The 19,774-nt window shown below is 42.5% G+C and carries 16 protein-coding genes; 11 read left to right on the top strand and 5 right to left on the bottom strand.

The genetic code is table 11. The features are described from left to right. Positions 1-368: 368 nt before the first annotated feature. Positions 369-2,294 carry an FAD-dependent oxidoreductase gene (locus NST25_RS20140; protein WP_339244149.1) on the bottom strand — a complete coding sequence of 642 codons (1,926 nt, stop codon included), beginning with the start codon at positions 2,292-2,294 and terminating at the stop codon, positions 369-371. Between the two features lie 181 nt (positions 2,295-2,475). Here NST25_RS20140 and NST25_RS20135 point away from each other — a divergent pair, with 181 nt between their 5' ends. Beyond that, positions 2,476-2,997, top strand: coding sequence for a PadR family transcriptional regulator (locus NST25_RS20135; RefSeq protein WP_036688994.1), 522 nt, complete (start codon positions 2,476-2,478; stop codon positions 2,995-2,997). Positions 2,998-3,539: 542 nt separating this feature from the next. Here the strand turns inward: NST25_RS20135 and NST25_RS20130 are convergent. Further along, the gene (locus NST25_RS20130; RefSeq protein ID WP_248548534.1) at positions 3,540-4,808 is read right to left on the bottom strand and encodes an alkaline phosphatase; all 1,269 of its coding nucleotides are present in this window, start codon (positions 4,806-4,808) and stop codon (positions 3,540-3,542) included. Positions 4,809-4,936: 128 nt separating this feature from the next. After that, positions 4,937-5,545, bottom strand: coding sequence for an isoprenylcysteine carboxylmethyltransferase family protein (locus tag NST25_RS20125; RefSeq protein ID WP_076183090.1), 609 nt, complete (start codon positions 5,543-5,545; stop codon positions 4,937-4,939). 107 nt (positions 5,546-5,652) lie between these two features. Here NST25_RS20125 and NST25_RS20120 point away from each other — a divergent pair, with 107 nt between their 5' ends. Then, entirely contained in the window at positions 5,653-6,183 is a 531-nt protein-coding gene (locus NST25_RS20120) for a hypothetical protein (protein ID WP_340392350.1), read from the top strand. Here NST25_RS20120 and NST25_RS20115 read toward each other — a convergent pair. Further along, a complete protein-coding gene (locus NST25_RS20115) occupies positions 6,153-6,701 on the bottom strand; it encodes a MepB family protein (protein ID WP_340392347.1) in 549 nt (182 codons plus the stop codon). The two genes, NST25_RS20120 and NST25_RS20115, sit on opposite strands and share 31 nt — an antisense overlap. Before the next feature lie 255 nt (positions 6,702-6,956). Between NST25_RS20115 and NST25_RS20110 the strand changes: the two genes are divergently transcribed. From NST25_RS20110 to NST25_RS20070, 9 genes are all read left to right on the top strand, one after another. Beyond that, positions 6,957-7,148 carry a cysteine-rich CWC family protein gene (locus tag NST25_RS20110; RefSeq protein ID WP_076129911.1) on the top strand — a complete coding sequence of 64 codons (192 nt, stop codon included), beginning with the start codon at positions 6,957-6,959 and terminating at the stop codon, positions 7,146-7,148. Positions 7,149-7,233: 85 nt separating this feature from the next. After that, the gene (locus NST25_RS20105; protein ID WP_076129874.1) at positions 7,234-7,803 is read left to right on the top strand and encodes a hypothetical protein; all 570 of its coding nucleotides are present in this window, start codon (positions 7,234-7,236) and stop codon (positions 7,801-7,803) included. A 219-nt stretch (positions 7,804-8,022) separates the two neighbouring features. Then, entirely contained in the window at positions 8,023-9,723 is a 1,701-nt protein-coding gene (locus tag NST25_RS20100) for a molecular chaperone HscC (protein WP_340392345.1), read from the top strand. Beyond that, positions 9,720-11,204: a J domain-containing protein gene (locus NST25_RS20095; RefSeq protein WP_340392344.1), complete on the top strand. Its 1,485-nt coding sequence runs from the start codon at positions 9,720-9,722 to the stop codon at positions 11,202-11,204. The genes NST25_RS20100 and NST25_RS20095 overlap by 4 nt, the downstream gene beginning before the upstream one ends. 16 nt (positions 11,205-11,220) lie before the next feature. Further along, entirely contained in the window at positions 11,221-11,898 is a 678-nt protein-coding gene (locus NST25_RS20090) for a DUF1266 domain-containing protein (protein ID WP_051491590.1), read from the top strand. Between the two features lie 609 nt (positions 11,899-12,507). Further along, the gene (locus NST25_RS20085) at positions 12,508-13,131 is read left to right on the top strand and encodes a TetR/AcrR family transcriptional regulator (RefSeq protein WP_076129871.1); all 624 of its coding nucleotides are present in this window, start codon (positions 12,508-12,510) and stop codon (positions 13,129-13,131) included. 42 nt (positions 13,132-13,173) lie between these two features. Next, positions 13,174-14,421 carry an MFS transporter gene (locus NST25_RS20080; protein ID WP_179088802.1) on the top strand — a complete coding sequence of 416 codons (1,248 nt, stop codon included), beginning with the start codon at positions 13,174-13,176 and terminating at the stop codon, positions 14,419-14,421. A 31-nt stretch (positions 14,422-14,452) separates the two neighbouring features. Beyond that, positions 14,453-16,792 carry an FtsX-like permease family protein gene (locus tag NST25_RS20075; RefSeq protein ID WP_076307642.1) on the top strand — a complete coding sequence of 780 codons (2,340 nt, stop codon included), beginning with the start codon at positions 14,453-14,455 and terminating at the stop codon, positions 16,790-16,792. Between the two features lie 14 nt (positions 16,793-16,806). Next, entirely contained in the window at positions 16,807-17,571 is a 765-nt protein-coding gene (locus tag NST25_RS20070; protein WP_076129868.1) for an ABC transporter ATP-binding protein, read from the top strand. 243 nt (positions 17,572-17,814) lie between these two features. Here NST25_RS20070 and NST25_RS20065 read toward each other — a convergent pair whose 3' ends face one another. Next, the gene (locus NST25_RS20065) at positions 17,815-19,677 is read right to left on the bottom strand and encodes a rhamnogalacturonan lyase (protein WP_179086769.1); all 1,863 of its coding nucleotides are present in this window, start codon (positions 19,675-19,677) and stop codon (positions 17,815-17,817) included. Positions 19,678-19,774 lie beyond the last annotated feature (97 nt).

Genomic DNA, 19,774 nt, shown 5'->3' with positions numbered 1-19,774 from the left:
TTTTCATCTTTCTTACCATACTTTTGTGCGCATCTCTCTCGCTAACGGACACCGTTGCACTTATTAGCACCTAAATGCTGATTTGCTGAGCTTTTCGGACTCCAATGCAGTTATTCCCGTCGCAGCACCTCTTTTGACCCCTATTTTTGCGGAATAGCGGCATCTGGGTCTGATAGATTCGTAAAAAGGCTATTTTTAGCTCAATAGCGTCTCCTGAGTCCGAACGGCATAATGGGTGAAGGGTGAAGGGTGAAGGGTTAAATGGATACCGATTACCGAATAGCCGCTCACGAATGCACTCTGAGTAAAAAATAACCCGGCAGGGCGGAGCTGCCGGGTTATTTTCATGAAGCATATAGTTAGCTTAATTAGATTCGTCTAGCTAATTCAGCGCCTTCCCAAATCGCATTCAGCGCTCTACGCGCTTGCACCGCATCGCCAATTACATGATAAGGGATGGAGCTTTCCTCCAAGAAATCCTGAAGGATTTGTTTGTTGAGGGCGCGTGAACCTACAGCAATTACTACATAATCAGCAGGTAGGCTGTGACGTTCGCCGTCTTTTTCAACAATTACGCTATCCCCTTGAATCGCCATACATTTGCTGTTGGTCATTAATTCAACGCCATGTCCATATAGACTTTCCATGACACAGATTTTCCGCAGAAGCCCTAGATCATTAGCAACATCAGCTTGCATTTCAACTACAGTGATTTGATGTCCTCGCTCTACAAGCAGTTCTGCGACCTCAAGCCCCACTAAACCACCGCCGATAATAACGACTCTTCCTTCTGGATGAACCGTTCCCCATAACACATCATGTGAATTGACCACATGTGAACTGTCGATGCCTTCCACAGGCGGAATAACAGGAGAAGATCCGATTGCAAGAATGACCTCATCTGGAGCAATTTCCTGGATTAATTCAGGTGTAACCTCTGTATTCATTCGAATGTCTACACCTTCTCGTTTAGCGGTTTCTCCCATATTCAGAGCGGCTGCAGCCATTTCCTCTTTACGTGGTGCGGCACCGGCAATATAAAGCTGTCCGCCCAGAATGTCATTTTTTTCGCATAATATTGGATGATGCCCACGTCGTTTCAGGGTGACAGCTGCTTCTAATCCGCCAGGGCCACCACCAGCAATAAGTACTTTTTTTGGGATACCCGTTTGCTGCAATTCATATTCACTTTCACGGCCGGTTGCAGGATTAAACACACAGCTGATAAATGGAACATTAGGATTCACGAATCCATCGAAGCAGCCTTGGTCGCAACCCACACATTTAACGATCGTGTCTGCACGTCCGGCTAAAGCTTTATTGCAGAATTCCGGATCTGCCAGCTGCGCACGCCCAATGGCTACAAAATCAGCCAAACCCTCCGCAATAATCCGGTCTGCAATTGCTGGATCATTAATACGGCCTACGGCAATAACAGGGATGTTAACCACAGATTTAATTTGTGCTGCGTTATCTACATTGAAGCCTACAGGTAAATCGATCGGCGGAACTTCATATTTAATCGCAGCGCCAGCAGGGACCCCACGAGATACATTAACAGCATCAATTCCAGCTTCTTCAGCGAGCTTTGAGAAGAGCTTCATATCTTCCAGCGTAAGTCCGCCCGGTAGATCCTCAATCGCAGAGATTCTCATCAAGATAGGGAACCCAGGTCCAACCACTTTCCGGATAGCCCGGATACAAGACAGTGGGAAGCGGCAGCGATTCTCCCAAGAACCGCCGTACTCATCCTGACGAAAATTCATTGCAGGACTTAGAAATTGTTGGGGCAAATAACCATGGCCCGCATGGAATTCCACACTGTCAAATCCGGCTTTCTTCGCACGTAATGCTGTATCTGCGTAAGCTTGAACCATCTCACCGACTTCATGATGCGCTAGTTCACGTGGTATATGAGTCACGCCTTCAAACGGAACAGGTGAAGAGGAGACCTGAATTAGGTTGGGAGTTACTTTACCTCCATGCCATAACTGCAGACAGCTTTTGCCTCCTGCCTCTCGAATAGCTAATGCTAATTGAGCCATACCTGGAATGAATTTATCATCATAAAGGGCAGGAGCATCATCGGAGGCCGCCGTTGGGTGAATAGTTGTTACTTCTACAGTATTTAAGCCGTTGCCGCCTTTAGCTCGTGCTACATGGTAATCAATCAGACGATCACTGACGTATCCACCCGGCGCGTTCATTTTCGTGCCCATCGCTGGTAAAATGACCCGGTTCCTAAGCTCCATATTTCCGATTGCGCCCTTGCTAAATAGATGTGTGAATTCCATACGATAACTTCCTCTCTACATATAGGTTAAAAATAAATAGGTTATTTTAACCTATATTAGCGAAAGGGTAGGGTGAAAGTATGTGCAAAAAATCACGAGTGATTTGGCAGGAATGTAGTAATTGAGGTAATATAAGAAAATGATGAACCGGATACGTATTCCGGAAGCCCGGAGGATGATTATGGATATTGAAGTTTTGATTCTGGCCCAATTAATGAAAGGGGCCAAACATGGTTATGAAATTAAAAAAAACATTATTTTTGTAATGGGCAATGATAAAATCGTAAACAATAACTCGCTTTATCCAAAGCTGAAATTATTTGAAAAGCGAAAATGGGTAATCAAAAAAACGGAAATTCAGGAACGCCGGCCTAAACGTTATGTATATTCTATAACTACTGAGGGTGAGGAGCGGTTTAACACCTGCTTAACAGAATTTACGCTGGAGACTATTCGAATTGATAATGAATGGTCTATTCGTCTTGCTTATTATGAGCTATTGGATCAGGAGACACGTAGAAGATTGCTTGATTACAGAGAGACTTATATGAACGAAAAGCTGGACCATTTACAGCAGTTATCCAAAGTAGTTGGCAATAGTGAGGATATGGATTACTCTGAGGAGCTCTATTTTTACACCCGAAGTATGGTTTTACGAGAGATCGAGTTAATTAAGGAGCTGTCACGTAAATTAGAAGCATAAGGAAACCGTTGGATTAGCTATAAAAATAGAATTTTATAAACACACCTCGCTGTAATCGTTAATTAACGGTATATTTGTAAAATCGATTCATAGTTTAGCTTTAGGTTTTCCGCTTGTGATTGGTATCATCATCTTTATTTTGGGTTTGATCATATTGGGAATCGAATATTTCACATCAGATTAGTTGAACCCCTCTCCAGAGAGGTGGGCATAGAACTGGATGATGAGAGTGCGCTTTTTCAAGCACTAATGAAGGATTCTGCGGCTTCTATTCCTTATGTAAAGCTTGGTGAAACCATCCACTAATTCGCAGATCGAAAAGCAACGTTTAAACTTGAGTCAATCTGGCAGCCTTTTTGAGTTCAAATAGTAAAGATTATGAGCCTGGAGCAACGATCAGAGGATTTCATCTGACAGGTAAATGGGCGGATCAGACTAAGGATATCCTTTTTGTTGTGCGAACAGATGCTAAGTAAATACTGTATTTTAAAATAAAAAAGACTACCCAGAAAAAAATCTGGCTAGTCTTTTATTATTTGCTTTTATTTTTTGGCTTTAAAACCTGATGCTTGCATAAGCTTGGTGAATACTTCGGTGTTTTCGTAGATTCCAGTAAATAATTGTGCATTTTTGCCCATAGCTGTGATTGGAATATCAACCGCAGTATGGCCTGAGGTCGTCCAGTCCACTACAAAATTGTGTTTGGAATTGGCGATGGCGAAAGGACCGTCTTCTTTGGATATGCCGTCACCGGACTCATCATCTGCGTCAACTGCTTCAATAGAAAATCCGCCGGTCTCATGGTCGGCAAGAACAAGAACCAGTGTATCTGGATTCTTTTTGGCGAAGTCTTTGGCTACTTGCACGGATTTGTCCAGTTCTTGACCTGATTTAATCGTCATTTTAGCGTTGTTTTGGTGTGCAAATTCGTCAGTGCCTTCTTCTTCCACCATAAGGAAAAATCCCTTTTTATTTGTTGCTAGCGTATCTATAGCTTTCTTAGTCATCTCGGGCAGCGATACCACCGGATTATAAATATCTCCTTCACCCTCAGGCTTTTGCTGGAACATTTCCTCGTTTGCGAATATTCCAAGCAGCTTGCCGTCTTTTGCTTTTTGCATATCCGCTTTGTTCGTTACATAGGTGTAGCCCAATTGTTTAGCTTTATCCACAAGGTTACCTTGCGTTCCTTTGCTTTTTTCTGAAGGATCTTCAGCGGGTTCATCTGGGAATTTGCCGGGATTGCCTGCCGGGTACCAGAAATCCTCACCCCCACCGAGCAGAACATCAACCTTGCTCTTTGTCAGAAGCTGAAGAGCGATATCACTTTGCTTTGAGCGGTCTTCAACGTGAGCACCAAATGCGGCGCCAGTCGCGTCTGTAATCTGACTAGTAGTAACGACACCAGTTGATTTCCCGGCATCTTTAGCATATTCCATAATGGTCTTAACACTTTTTTTATCGGCATCCATTCCGATAGCACCATTATAAGTCTTCACACCGCTGGCATAAGCAGAAGCAGAAGCAGCCGAATCTGTAACAGGGACAGTGGAGCTTGTATGAATTAATCCAACGTATGGCATGGAATCCATTGCTAGATTTCCTTTTTCACCTACGGTGGCAAGCCGGATGGCATCACGCTGAGCAGCACCCATTCCGTCTCCAATAAACAGAATTACATTTCTTGTGTTCGAAGATGCTGCGTCTGCTTGATTAGGTGCATTTGTAGTGACTATGCTGGATACAAAAAGAGCAGTTGCCGCTGTTGCTATAATTGCTGTTCTGACGCCATACTTTTTCGGTGATTTCATAATTTCCCTCCTAATGTATGTTTACAGTCTCATATTATAGTAGTTACATTAAGAGAATGTTTTCTTTTCTTGTAAAAAATGTAAAATGATATAGCGAATATAAATTATCGGAGCTGTGATAAAAGATTTTAAAATAAAAAATATCTGGGTGTATTATTGGCATATTGGATATATTCGTCTCCGAATACGGACTTTAAATGTTGCTCTTCTTGAAGAATTAGTAAATGAATCGCGGCAATGTTAAGAATGAATATTAGGAGTGTTAACAGATTGGGGTACATCAGATACAATCCCAAAAACATGAGATCAAACCCGACAAATGCAGCGTTTCTACTATATTTATAAATACCGTGTGTGATGAGTTTGGTTACAGTAGTCTTATCAATCCCAACTCTCCATGAAGTGCGCATAGCAATCATAGCTTGAATGAAAATGGAACATCCGAGGGCAGCTACACCCACACCGCTAAAGTGAATTACAGGAATATCAAACGTTTTGCCTACAAGTGTAACCAGAAAGGACTCTGCTACGGAAAAAACAAACCATGCTGCGCCCCATAAAAAAGTAGAGGTTTTTACCAATAGCTCGGTATAATGGATCTTAGATAGTTTAGCGCCTTTAGCCAGAACGTTTCCTTTAATGTGGTTTTTCTTGTAAAGTATAAGGAGCTTTAATAGATAAGAAATTAGGAAGATGCAGAAAAGAAGTAGAGATAGGATGTTTTTAAGATCGCTCATTATGATTTCCTCCTCACTAATACATATGAATGATTGCTCATATGTTTGTTTATATCTTATTTCCTAATATTGTACATGTCAACTAATTATTGATTTAGGGGGATATCGTGAAAATAAGAGTATACAAAAAACGGTGGCTATGGGTGTTGGTTATCGCGGTTATTGTACTTGCAGGTACTGTAATCGGTATGCTGGTTACGCAAACTGGGCTTGCAACCTTTACTTCCAATGCTTATGGAGTCTCTTTGAAGTATCCAACGGAATGGGTTGTAGATTCAGCAGATGATAAGAAGGGTCAGGGGGAGGATGGTTTTTTTCAATTATCCGCTATGTCTGGAGAGGGACAATCAATAGATGAAGTTGCTGAAATCGTTGCCTCCCATCAGCTGAAGCCTTATGGCTCCAATCCGCAAATTACTGAACTGACATTAGAGAGGTTAAAAGAGGAAGAGAGGGCAAAGTTGATTATGCCTTCTGCTGACCAAGGGGAGGAATGGAATCATCAAGCGGCGCTTATAATTAAATATCCCGAAGCGGTGAAAATAGGAGATGATGTATACTATTATTTTATTTTGCAGGGCGATAAGGAACATGTGGAGGAGATAGGTCAGACCGTAAGATTTACAGGTAAACCGTAAAGTGCTTGCGCACGAAGGTAGTCTATGGGTTTATTTGCAGGGATATCCAAGAAATATTCCGACTGCCATGTTTGCGTTTTTTGAGCTTGGCGACTCGTGGGATTGTCCCAAGGCGGGTAGACTCGAAAAGCTCTTTTTCCACCTTCGCCTTTATCAGATAGAATATCTTGTTCTCCTAGGACAGCTTTTGGAAAAATAAATTGGCCAAAGTGATTCCCATTTCGTGTACTTATAACGAAGAGATCAGCAGGATCTGAGATGTCATAGGGTTGGATGGGATGATCTCCAATTCGCTCCCATAGTGTCACAAATTGCCCGACTTTAGTGGGTGTGATTTTAGCCACCCGGAATCTAATGGCCAGCGCATTTAAGGTAAAGATATATGCTCCGTATTCCGCATTTTGCGGTTCAAGAATTGGTTCGGAGCAATCAAACCTGCAAGGATTATATACTTCTTCCATGGTAGCAAGTAAGTCACTATGTAGGGTATCTAAAAAGCTCATCTTCTTATCATTCATCTGTTATTCTCCCATTTGAGTTCGTAATGTTCACTATCTTAATGCAAGTGAACCGAGTTCACAAGTGTAGGAATAATAGAGAAATTGAACTTATACTAAACTTGGAATCTTCAGAAGTGGTTATGGCGGAAACCTATTCGGGGAGTTGTTTGTTTTACTTACTGACGTTTTGTCATTTGTTGGATTTATTTTATTTTGATATGGTTTTCCAAAGAAAAATAGCTTGTGATTTTTGGGGGAGTAGAAATTTTGGATATGATGAACATACTGGTTGAAGAACGCCATTGTCCTTTATGTAAAGAATTGAATCGTTGTGGCGCTGAAGGCGGTGACTGTTGGTGTTTCCATACAGAAATTCCACTCGAATTGCAAGAACAGATCCCGGAAGAACTGAGAGGGAAAGCTTGTATCTGCCAAAAATGCGTAGAAGCATTTAATAAACATTAACCGGGATTTTAATTAACTCTCGACGAAAACCGTAATTTCATTGTATATAATTAAAGTGTAATCTAAAAAAATAATGGAGGCGCAGATGAGGAAGCCAATAATTGCAGTAGATATGGATGATACAATTTGCCATCTAGTGAAGCGAGCCATATACCATAATAATAATGATTTTCCCACGCATCTGCTGCGGTATGAGGAAATGCTTGATTGGAATACGGATCATTTACGTCATCCGGATTGTACACAAGAGATTTTCTATGGGCGGCCCGGTCTGTATGAAGAGCTTGAACTGTTTGACGAACATGTCGTAGGAGAAATGGAGAAGCTGCATAACGCTTATGATGTAATTATAGTTACGGCAGCCCAACCCCAGTCGGTAGTGGAAAAATGGAACTGGCTGCAGAAGCATATGCCGTTTATTCCGATTGAAAATTTCTTTACCTGTAAGCGAAAAAATCTTATTAACTACGATCTATTGATCGATGACGGGGTGCATAACCTGGTTCCGGCATTGCAGGAGGGAAGAAAAGTGCTTTGTATTCCGCATCCATGGAATTTGCGGGCCCGTGAACAATATGCTTTTCCATTATTGACCTCATGGGAAGGTGCAAAAGAGAAGATAGATCAGATGTTAGGACGTCCAGAGAACGAATGAGACTGTTTTTTATAGATGATGTACAGAAAAATATTCTACGCCAAAAAATGAAGGTATCCCATTAGCCATTGTGGCTTTTGAGATACCTTTTTTATGTCTATTTGCAGAAGCGCAATTTCATTATTATGCTCTGGATGTAAATATGTTGAATTAGTGACATTTCGATTCTTGGACTCTTTTCTTTGTATATTATTGTATATAAAAGGAGTGGAGATAGTAGTGAGAACAATCGGAATTGATTTAGGAACGACCTATAGTCTTGCTGCTTATTGGGACGGCAGTCAGGCTGTAATTATTCCCAATGTACTCGGGGAGCATGTAACACCCTCGATTGTTAGTGTAGATGCAGGGGGAGAAGTATTGGTTGGAAGAATCGCACAGGAAAGACTGATTACACATCCACAGTTAACCGCCTCGACTTTTAAGCGCTTTATGGGATCAGCAAAGAAATACACGCTAGGTACGATGAGTTTTACTCCTGAAGAGTTATCTTCTTTTGTTCTGCGGTCACTGAAAGAGGATGCGGAAAATCATCTAGGTGAGTCCGTAACGAAAGCTATAATCAGTGTTCCGGCTTATTTCAATGATGTTCAGCGGAAAGCAACTAAGAAAGCGGCTGAGCTGGCTGGTTTACAAGTAGAGCGGCTTATTAGTGAACCTACGGCGGCAGCACTCGCTTATGGCCTGCATCAGAATCAGGAGACTTCATTTCTTGTTTTTGATTTGGGTGGAGGAACCTTTGATGTGTCAATCCTGGAGCTTTTCGAAGGGGTAATGGATGTTAAGTCGATTGCCGGTGATAACTATCTTGGCGGGGAAGATTTCACAGAGATACTAGTGGCCTATTTTATCCAAAAGAATAAGCTGGACGCTGAATCGTTAACACCAATAACGAGGTCGATGTTGTATAAGCAGGCTGAGCAGAGTAAACGAATTCTTGGTACAGAGTCTGCTGCGACTATGCGGATAGTTATTAAGAAGGAAGAATACGTGCTGACTATAGAACGCTCAGAGCTTGAGCAATTGGTACAACCGTTACTAATACGTCTAAGACAGCCGATAGAAAGAGCATTGCGGGATGCTTCTCTGCAGCCTTCCGATCTGGATGGGATTGTGATGATTGGGGGTGCGACTAAAATGCCTCTGATTAAGCAAATTATCAGCCGTATGTTCGGGAAAATGCCTTATGCGAATATCAGCCCAGATGAGACCGTCGCACTGGGAGCTGCGGTTCAGGTAGCTCTGAAGCAGCGTGATCAAGCGCTGGATGAAATGATTTTGACGGACGTTTGCCCCTATACATTAGGAACCAGTGTTTTGCGTAGAGGTTCAAGCGGACAAACGTCATCTGGACATTACTTTCCGATCATTGAACGTAACACTCCGATTCCTGTTAGCCGGGTAGAACGTCTATATACAGCCGCAGATAATCAAAAGATCATAAGTGTGGATGTGTATCAGGGGGAGAGTCCTCGCGTTGAAAATAATCTTTTCCTGGGAGAAATGGAGTTTCAGATTCCGCAAGCACCTCGGGGAGAAGAAAGTATAGATGTCAGATATACATATGATGTGAATGGGATTCTTGAGGTGGAGGTTACAACCGTTTCAACAGGTCAGAAGCATCAGATGATCATTGAGCAAAATGCTGGTGCAATGACGAAAAAGCAAATTGAAGCTCGTTTACTGGAACTGCGGAGTATCAAAATTCATCCGCGTGAGCGTACCGAGAACAGGCTTCTGCTTGCTAGAGGTGAGCGTTTATATGAAGAGGTGCTTGGGGACCAACGGAAATTTATCGCACAGTGTCTGAAAGTATTCGAAGATGCTTTATATACTCAGAACGAGAAAGTGATTGAAAAAGCGGCACAAGCTTTCAATGAGCAATTGGCGGAAATTGAAGGGTGGTCATACTTCACATGACAATCTGGAGTATGTTGGAGATTGAACCCACAGATGAACTAGCTATCATCAAAAAGGCCTATGCCAAAAAACTGAAATCGCATCACCCCGAAGATGACCCTGAAGGATACCAGCAGCTTAGAGAAGCTTATGATACAGCTGTGAAATGGGCCCGCTCCGGGCAGCGTATAGCAAGCACTGTCCCTTCATTGGTAGGTGAGGATAAGAAAGAAATAGCAGAAGCAATATCAAAAGAAATAGAAAAAATGGTGATACAAGCAGAAAAAGTAATACGAGTAGATGAAGTTGAGGAGGAAGAAAGCGAGGAGGAAGAACAAGAAGTTGCGGAGGAAGACACCGAGGAGGAAGTAGAAGGGGCTACTACTATACCGCATGAAAACGAGTGGGCGCTGTTTCGCCCACTTCCCATTCAACTTGATGCTGATCTTCAAGAACAGCCAGCAGATATTTTTGACAGACAAATTAGGGAACTGTATGCGGATTTCTCACGGCGGATTCAACAAGCTTCGTGGCATTCACTTTTGAATGAAGATTTCATGTGGAGTATAGAGCATCGTGATCGGCTAAGGGATAAGCTTATGTTGTTCCTTGATCAGTATCGAAATTTGCCTCATGCCGTATGGGAGGCTTTGGATTCATTTTTTCATTTTCGTGAGGACAAGGAAATATTTCTTCAACGTTATGATAATAAGTTAGTTGAGTACATACTAGGGCAGGTCGACGGAAGCATGGAAATGCGTTATGAGTGTTTCCTTTTGCAGGAGTCTCTTGAGTTTGACATAGAACACTATCTAAATCTGAGGCGATCCGCTCAATTCATGCTGATGGAGGATAAACATACTGAAGCGGGTCAACTGCTCGACGAAGCAAATAAGCTGTTTCAGAATGATCCGGATCTGCAATTATTGCGAGCTAAGAATTGTCTGGATACTGCTGATTATATGGAAGCGCTGGTGTGCTTGGACCGAGTAACCACTATGTGGCCTAACGAAAGAGACGGTTACTTATTAAGAGGGCGGCTTCTCTACTATTTGCAGCGTTATGAGGAAGCGATGAAGGATTGTGAATATTTGCTGCAAGAGGATGCTGGAAATAGAGATGTGCAATGTTTAATTCTGGAATGTAAGATTGCATGTTCTCAAATTGAGGAAGCTCTTACACAAACGGAGACTAATGAGCCTAAAAAGGACGAGTTCATTCATTTTCGTTACCTTGCGAATAAGTTCATGTTGAAGAACAAAAAAATGTATCCACAACGTCTTCGTATCTCTTCGCTCGTAAGCATTGGAAAGAGCATTATAGGGTCTATATTATTCTATCTATTGGTTTTCCTGAAATTAAGCTGGTTCTATATTTTGGTATATACCATATATTATTTTTCAGTATCTGAGCTTCCCCCGCTTGTCAATGCGGTGTTCATTCTTATTTTTCTATGGAAAATCAGGAAGATTTGCAAAACAGCATACCTATTCTCGAACTAATATCAGGAGGCTCTACATGCTGAAGGAATACAATGTTAAGCAAAGAAAACGATTGGAAATGTATTTCCGCTGTCTTTCCTCTACCTGCATACGTGGTCTCTTAGGGAGATACTATGTGGTTTATGAGTTTGATTTCAGTAATGTCTTCTTCAAAAGAGGGTTAATCAAAAATGCTTGTGAAAGATGGAATATCGAGGATGCTAACTCCTTTCATCGCCAGATTCGCTGGCTTCTAGAAGATGGCAACCGTGCAGAATATAGATCTTTACATGCTCGATTAGCCACACTTTCCGAAACCTCACGCAGTAAATATCTTGAGGCACATAAGGATCATGAGGATTTTGTTAATCTGAAGGTTGTTGCACAAGGTATACATCAGTTGCCTTCTGGTGACATTTCAGCTTTTGGATTAGCTTGGGTAATTTATCTGAGCCGGATTGGTTATGTTGAGGATTATTTGAAGAAGGAAGAAGCCTGGGAATACAAAATAGAAGCCGCAAGGCAGCTACAAGAACGTTATAGTAGTTGGGCGGATTATTATATAGCCTATTCCTTGGGCAGCAAATTTTCATTAGTACAATCCGGCGGATTAGATAATCTATTTGAGACGGGATTGCAGAAGCTCATGCGAAATAGCAGCATTCTATACAGGGAAGCCGTTTGGGGGCAAAATCTGCAGCCGGAAGCCACTTAGTCCGAACTTAGGTAATTAATACCTATTGATTACCTATTGATTACCTATTGAATCCCTATCCCGTGTTGCTTAAGGACCCAGAGGACGCTATTTGCAAATTTATAGCCCTTTGAGCCGGTTTTCGGACTCCAGTGCAGCTATTCCTTGAGGAAGCGGTCTTTTGTGGTGTTTTTGATGCCAATAGGTGCTATGCGGTCCGTTAGGAATCCAAATGGGGGATAATGCAGCGTATAAGGTCAGCTGTGTCCGATAAGCTGCGTCGTAAGTGCAAATGTGATCCAAGCAAACGAAGTTTAGTAGTTTAGTGTTACAACGCGAGCAAAGGTATCTCCATGGATCAGATCAAAGAGCAAGCTAAAAATAAGATGCAGCAGTAAGACCAAACAGTAAAACCAAACAATAAACAATAAGACCAAACAGTAAACAGTAAGACTAAAACTCAACAGTTAAACCCAACAGTATATCCCAAAACGAGGGAGTTCCAGCTGCTATAACGTAGCTTTTGGAATTCTCTCTTTTTGTGATGCCGGATTAATCTTGACAGGATCTAATGTTTGTATATAATTGGAATAGACCGACGGTCGGTCGATAGAATGGAGGACGTTGCAGATGAGAATTTCCAAAGAAGCGGAAGAACGTAGAAATGAAATATTGGATACAGCAGAAATGCTGTTTTTTACGAAAGGGTATACCAAAACGACAGTGAATGATGTCTTGCAGGCTATAGGTATCGCGAAGGGAACCTTCTACTATTATTTTAAATCGAAGGAAGAGGTCATGGATGCTGTTGTGCTGCGATTTATTGATGCTGGTGTAGCAGCTGCTAAGCAAATTGCTGCAGATCCTAAGCTGACCGTTCATGAAAAGCTGCTGCAAATCATTATGGCGCAAAAGCCGGATACGGACAGAAAAAGCCAAATGATTGAGCAGTTCCATCAGGCTGATAATGCACAGCTGCACCAGAAAAGCTTGGTGGAAACCATTTTGCGGCTAACTCCTGTTTTGACGGAGGTCATTGAGCAGGGCATAGAGGAGGGACTGTTTCACAATCCGTATCCCCGGGAGACGATGGAATTTCTATTGATTACCTCTCAATTTCTTTTTGATGAAGGGATATTCAAGTGGCAGCCTGAGGAAATCATCCAGAAGATAAGAGCTTTTATCTATACGATGGAAATTACGCTGGGGGCGGAGAAGGGCAGCTTCGACTATGTGTTTCAAATGTTTGAGTAGGGGAGAGGGAATATTCTGAACAACAAATCCTTCGGAAATTTTATGATCATTTGGATGGGGGAGTGGATATCCAGTATTGGCAGCGGGTTGACGGCTTTCACCTTAGGGGTCTATGTGTTCCAGATGACGCAGACCGCCTCTAGTGTGGCACTTTTAACCTTATGTGCTTTTCTCCCTTCTATTATGCTCAGTCCTTTTGGCGGCGTGTTAGCGGATCGGTTTGATCGGCGATTGATGATGATAGCAGGGGATTTGTTGTCTGCTTTTGGACTTGTATATGTTCTCATCATCATGCTGCTGGGTGAACCTCAATTATGGCAGATTTGTCTGGGCGTGACGTTTAGTTCGATTTTTGTATCCTTGCTTGAACCTGCCTACAAAGCTACCATTACAGATTTATTAACAGAGAAGCAATTTGCTAAGGCCAGTGGCTTAGTCCAGCTTGCTGCGTCCTCAAAATATCTTCTTTCTCCTATCCTTGCCGGGATTTTGCTTAGCTTTATGGATATAAAAACTATCCTGCTTATAGATATCTCAACCTTTCTAGTTACAGTTCTTGCAGTGATGGCTGTTCGCAGGAATCTACAGACTGAACACAGAGTTCCAACGAATCAGTCGTTTGTAAAAGATTTGAAGGAGGGCTGGGATGCTCTTATTTACACGAAAGGTGTACTGCAGCTTACGATCATTTTGTCTGTCGTTACTTTTTATGTGGGTTTTCTCCAAACCTTATATACGCCTATGCTTCTACCCTTTACGGATACGAAAACTCTAGGCACGGTATTGTCTGTAAGTGCTATAGGGATGTTGCTCGGCAGTCTGATTATTGGAGTTTTTAGCATCGATCGTAAATATATCAAAGTATTAGCGCTCGGCCTAGGATTCGCCGGACTGTTTTTTTCTTTGGTGGGTCTGACCACGAATGTTGCTTTTATTACAGCTGCTGGCTTTTTATTTTTTGCAACGTTGCCTTTTGTTAATACCAGTGCTGATGTTATGATTCGCAATCATATCCCAAATGACACACAGGGGCGGGCATGGGGGATCATTGGCATTTTATCACAACTTGGTTATGTGGCTGCGTATGCTTTTGCTGGCATATTGGCTGATCAAGTGTTTAATCCTCTTTTACGAGAGGGAGGTCTGCTTGCTTCATCAGTAGGTAAGGTGATAGGCACAGGGGAAGGACGGGGAATCGGCTTATTATTTATCATCTCTGGTTTGCTCATCATTATTATGGCATTTGTGATCCCCAGAATGAAATCAATTCGCTGCCTTGAACGTGAATAATTGAACGAATTAGAGAGGAGAAGGCCCGTCAATGCTGCTACGAATTGTAAAAAGAGACCTTCAACGCAATAAAATCATTACCTTCGGATTATTTGTGTTTATCATGTTATCGGCTTTGCTTGTTGCTTCAGCGTCGCAAGTGATTATAGAATTGTCGGGGTCCTTGAATCAGCTATTGATTAAATCTAAAGCCCCTCATTTCGTGCAGATGCACGCAGGACAAATCGACAGCTCAGCAATCGAGAGCTTTACAGCCGCTAATCCACTGGTGAAAGATCAACAAACCGTAGAGATGCTTAACTTGGATGGATCTAACGTTTATCTAGGCAGTAACCAAGGCTCGGAAGCAAACAGCGTGATGGATATCGGCTTTGTAGAGCAGAACCCTTCTTTTGATTTGCTGCTGAATTTAGAGAACAAGGTGATTGAGGTATCGGCAGGAGAAATCGCTGTCCCCATTTATTATATGAAGCAAAAGAATCTGAAAATCGGCGACATAGTTAGCGTTCTAGGTGAACAGTTCGATAAAAAGTTTGTGATTACTGATTTTGTAAGGGATGTCCAAATGAATCCAGCCATGGTCAGCTCCAAACGTTTTGTCGTAAATGCTGCTGACTTTACAGCGCTTAAACAACAGCTCGGCGAACCTGAATACCTGATTGAATTTCAGCTTACAGATCTATCTAAGCTCAATGATTTCCGCAATGAGTATCAATCCTCAAATCTGCCCAATAAAGGCCCCTCCATTGACTATCCTTTATTTAAAACGTTGAATGCACTGACGGACGGGATTATCGCAGTTGTTATTATTTTGGTAAGTGTTCTGCTGATACTGATTGCTATTTTATGTCTCAGATTTACGATGATCGCTACCTTGGAAGAGGATTACAGAGAGATAGGTGTCATGAAAGCGATTGGGATCACGCAGCAAGATATTCGCAGCATTTATTTAGCAAAATATATCGTGATGGCAGCCGTCGCCTCTGTATGTGGATATTTACTGTCTTTAGGTGTGGTTCGTTTGTTTACAGCTAATATTACTTTGTATTTGGGCGTTGCTCCTGCCAGTATCCTTCATTATTTTGTTCCTGTCCTGGCGGTAGGTTTGATCTTTGGAGTTGTTGTATTCTTTTGCCGGATGATTCTTAGACGCTTTAATCGCATCACGGTTGTAGAAGCTTTACGGTCAGGTACGAGGGGTGAAGCAAGGATGAACACAAGCAGATTTTCACTTAGCAAGCGTAAATTTGTTAACGTGAATGCTTTTCTCGGGGTAAAAGATGTTTACGGGCGCTTCACCATGTACGGATTATTGTTCTTCGTATTTGTGATCAGTTTGTTTATCGTTCTAGTGCCAGTGAATATATTGAATACCCTTCAGTCTCCCCGGTTTGTTTCTTATATGGGCGTCGGTCAGAGCGATATTCGCATTGATTTGCAGCAATCGAACCAAATAGAGAAGCGTTTTAATGAGATGATAACCAAGCTTGAAAATGACCCGGACATCTCTAAATTTTCTCCACTGATTACTTCTAGATTTAAGGTATTAGGTAGTGATGGTGTATGGGAATCGCTAAATGTTGAAACCGGTGACTTTACTATTTTTCCGCTCTCGTATGTTCATGGAGGAACTCCTAGAAGTGCAAATGAGATCGCTCTTTCTGACCTGAACGCCAAGGAACTGAATAAAAAGGTGGGGGATATCGTTCATTTAGAGGTTGCTGGGGTGGCAAGAAAATTGACCGTTAGCGGGATCTATCAGGATATAACTAATGGTGGCCGAACCGCAAAAGCGCAATTGCCATATGATTCGAAGACGGTTCTCTGGTATGTAGTAGCTTTGGATGTGAATCCGGGAATTTCCGTCCAGGCAAAAATGGATCAGTACACCAAATTATTTTATCCAGCAAAAATCACTCATCTGCAAAGCTATTTAGCTCAGACATTAGGAAATACAATTCGCCAATTGAAGCTGGTTACAGGCTTATCCATCGTTATCGCATTTTCGATTTCGATATTGATTACCTCTTTATTTCTGAAAATGCTGCTTGCCAAGGATTCTTCGCAAACCGCTATTTTGAGAAGTGTTGGCTTTACGTTAGGAGATATTCGTAGGCAATACCTGGTAAGGATGCTGATAATATCAGGGCTGGGCGTCATTCTTGGTACTTTTGCGGCTAACACTCTCGGGCAAAAAATTGCTCAAATGCTAGGCTCTTTTATGGGTGCTTCTAAGATACAGTTTGTAGTCAATCCGGCGGTAGCCTATCTTATTCTTCCTCTACTTTTCATGCTGATTGTAGCGCTCACCACCGTAACAAGCACGATCTCAATGAGAAAATCCAGTATAGCCAAACTAATTGCCGAATGATAGGAGGTGGCAGAATGTTCATATTAGAGACGAAAGGGTTAAAAAAAAGTTATTCAACAGGGCAAGGAACTCCGCAGTCGATATTAAAGGATGTTCAGCTTCAGGTGTCTCAGGGGGAATTCATAGCTGTCATGGGACCTTCTGGTTCAGGAAAATCAACATTGCTGTATACGATCAGCGGGATGGATAAGTTGACAGAGGGAAGTGTTATTTTTAAAGGGCAGGAGATCAGCGGAGTTTCAGAGAACGAATTAGCCGGTCTGCGCTTAAAGCATATGGGCTTTATTTTTCAGCAAATGCATCTGTTAAAAAACTTGAATATCCGCGACAATATCATCCTGTCTGCTTATCGGGCGAGAACCAGCAGCCGTAGAACTATCAATAAAAGAGCAGCTGAGTTAATGAACAAAACAGGAATATCTGCGCTGGCTGAACGTGATATTACACAGGTGTCAGGAGGACAATTACAAAGAGCAGCAATCTGCAGAGCACTCATTAATCAGCCAGATATATTATTTGGCGATGAGCCAACCGGGGCGCTTAACTCAAAAGCAGCTAGTGAAATCATGGACATATTAGCAGATATTAATCAATCAGGAACAACGCTTATAATCGCCACACATGATGCTAAAGTCGCTGCTCAAGCTGAGCGTGTCTTGTATATGCTAGATGGCAGCATTGCAGCTGAGCAACGGCTTGGAAAATATAATCGCGTAGATGGGGAATTGAAAAGGCGGGAGGAGAAGCTTGCGGCCTGGCTATTAAAGCTGGGGTTCTGATTGGGGATCTAGCGCTGTACGAATGTCAAACAACGTTTTGCAGTTTAATATCTGCCCAGCACTAAAACCTATCCTATATGCAATAATAACCACTCAATGCGAAGGCATTAAACAATTAAAAAAACTATTAACGCACCTCGATCATTGCTGATGCTGGTATAAACCGAACAAAAAAGCAGTTGCCCCGGCACATCCGGATAACAGCAATTGCTTTTTTGTTCACTTACTGATTCTTTAGAAAGCTTACGGCACTACGTATATATTGGGTTTAGACACAGTGGCCATACCGTTGCCTAGGAAAAATCCTGTGTGCGGAGGTTGATTGTAAGCTGTATTCTGCCAGGCAATGCTTAACCGATATACTGGATCATGCATTAAGGTATATATTTTATTAGTGGTGATGTTCGTAGTTGTATAGATTCGTAGAGCCGAGTTATCGGACTTTCTCCAGATAGCCTCTTCGCGCCAGTCTCCAAGCAGGTCGGCCTGTAGGCTTGGCGTTGCTTTGGTACTATTGTTGGATGCTACGCTCGCTCCGGTTAATAAATTGGTAACGGAGTTGCTTGCAGGGTTCCATTTATCAATCTTGACACCATCCAGCAGTTCGCGGGACAAGTCGCCATCCCACCAGATCCCAAAATTCACAGAAGGCATTGAGCTGCTTATTTTGGTGCCTGTAATGGAGTATAGGCCAACGCCGTGAGCCCATACCTCTTCCCCGGGATAATTGGGATCAATATCGGCAGCCATCCCCCGGCCGGTATCTTTTCCCGTGTATACACCCCATAAGACCGTCCCGTTTGCGGCATCCCATACCGCAGCACCATAGGGAGAACTAGTATTTTCCATGACTTTAAAAACTTCGAGACCGGGGCGGTTCGGATTTAAATCACCTACATGCAGCGCGTCTCCATGACCCAGCCCTGTATTGTATAAGGTCGCACCGTTATTATCAATGGTTAAGGCACCATAAATGATCTCATCCTTACCATCGTTATCCACATCGGCTACACTTAAGCTATGATTACCTTGACCGGCGGTTCCAGCATTGGTGGAGCTATTGCTATCAAAGGTCCATTTACGGGTCAAAGCACTGCCATTCCAGTCAAAAGCTACAACGACTGTGCGTGTATAATAACCACGTGCCATAATGATGCTTGGATGTACTCCATCCAGATAGGCTACTCCTGCTAAAAAGCGGTCTACTCGATTGCCGTAATTGTCACCCCAACTGGATACCGTTCCTCTGGCAGGAACATAATCAATCGTGGTTAAGGCTTTGCCCGTTTGTCCGGAAAATACACTCAGATATTCAGGTCCGGTCAGGATATATCCACTGGAATTGCGATAATCTGCACTTGCGTTTCCAAGGGTTACGCCAACTCCGTCAACCGTACCGTCTGCTGTTTTGCAGACTACTTCGGCTTTACCATCATCATTGAAATCATAGACTAGAAATTGAGTATAATGTGCGCCAGCCCGAATATTTTTACCCAGATCAATTCGCCATAGCCGAGTTCCATTCAGCTTATAGGCATCCAGATAGACGTTGCCTGTATAGCCACTTTGCGAGTTGTCTTTGGAATTGGAAGGATCCCACTTCAACACGATTTCATATTCCCCGTCACCGTCTAAGTCGCCCACGCTGGCATCATTGGCACTATAGGTATAACTTACGCCATCTGGCGTAGTGCCGCCAGCTGGAATTTGAATTGGAACGTCCAAATAATTGTTGGCCCATACATTTGCTGCTGGGGAATCAGATTGCTCAATACCGCCAACGATTGCTCGAACTGTATAGCTAGACGAAGTTGTGCCGGCGTTATCCTGATAATTCGTGCTGTCCGTGATTGGGGTAACGTTTACTTTTGTGCCATTGCGGTATAAATTAAAAGAAACCGACAGTTCTTCTGTTCCGAGTAGCCGCCAGCTCACAAATACACCGCTGGATACCTTCACTGCTACTAGTCCCCGATTCAGCTTTTCCGCTTGCCGGGCAGATGCTGCCGACACAGAGGAAAGAGAGCCAAAAGCTGCCGTCCCTAAGGTAAAGACTAAAAACCAAATGATTACAAGATACCCTGATTGATGTAACCGCTTACTCATTAACGAAGCCTCCTTTTCATTTTTGGTTCACGAGGGTTACACAGGATGTCATAGTGAACAGTACATAATATTTCATAAAGATAAAAATATGTTTTAA

The organism is Paenibacillus sp. FSL E2-0190, assembly GCF_037992965.1.
GTDB lineage: Bacteria > Bacillota > Bacilli > Paenibacillales > Paenibacillaceae > Paenibacillus_AQ > Paenibacillus_AQ odorifer.
Note: the sequence above shows the minus strand (reverse complement) of the source record. Positions and strands in the feature narration are given on the sequence as shown.

What these genes read in the sequence shown, in the direction of transcription:
- NST25_RS20140 (WP_339244149.1), bottom strand. Translation starts at nt 2,294, where the DNA reads ATGGAATTCACACATCTATTTAGCAAGGGCGCAATCGGAAATATGGAG.
- NST25_RS20135 (WP_036688994.1), top strand. Translation starts at nt 2,476, where the DNA reads ATGGATATTGAAGTTTTGATTCTGGCCCAATTAATGAAAGGGGCCAAA.
- NST25_RS20130 (WP_248548534.1), bottom strand. Translation starts at nt 4,808, where the DNA reads ATGAAATCACCGAAAAAGTATGGCGTCAGAACAGCAATTATAGCAACA.
- NST25_RS20125 (WP_076183090.1), bottom strand. Translation starts at nt 5,545, where the DNA reads ATGAGCGATCTTAAAAACATCCTATCTCTACTTCTTTTCTGCATCTTC.
- NST25_RS20115 (WP_340392347.1), bottom strand. Translation starts at nt 6,701, where the DNA reads ATGAATGATAAGAAGATGAGCTTTTTAGATACCCTACATAGTGACTTA.
- NST25_RS20110 (WP_076129911.1), top strand. Translation starts at nt 6,957, where the DNA reads ATGATGAACATACTGGTTGAAGAACGCCATTGTCCTTTATGTAAAGAA.
- NST25_RS20105 (WP_076129874.1), top strand. Translation starts at nt 7,234, where the DNA reads ATGAGGAAGCCAATAATTGCAGTAGATATGGATGATACAATTTGCCAT.
- NST25_RS20095 (WP_340392344.1), top strand. Translation starts at nt 9,720, where the DNA reads ATGACAATCTGGAGTATGTTGGAGATTGAACCCACAGATGAACTAGCT.
- NST25_RS20090 (WP_051491590.1), top strand. Translation starts at nt 11,221, where the DNA reads ATGCTGAAGGAATACAATGTTAAGCAAAGAAAACGATTGGAAATGTAT.
- NST25_RS20085 (WP_076129871.1), top strand. Translation starts at nt 12,508, where the DNA reads ATGAGAATTTCCAAAGAAGCGGAAGAACGTAGAAATGAAATATTGGAT.
- NST25_RS20080 (WP_179088802.1), top strand. Translation starts at nt 13,174, where the DNA reads ATGATCATTTGGATGGGGGAGTGGATATCCAGTATTGGCAGCGGGTTG.
- NST25_RS20075 (WP_076307642.1), top strand. Translation starts at nt 14,453, where the DNA reads ATGCTGCTACGAATTGTAAAAAGAGACCTTCAACGCAATAAAATCATT.
- NST25_RS20070 (WP_076129868.1), top strand. Translation starts at nt 16,807, where the DNA reads ATGTTCATATTAGAGACGAAAGGGTTAAAAAAAAGTTATTCAACAGGG.
- NST25_RS20065 (WP_179086769.1), bottom strand. Translation starts at nt 19,677, where the DNA reads ATGAGTAAGCGGTTACATCAATCAGGGTATCTTGTAATCATTTGGTTT.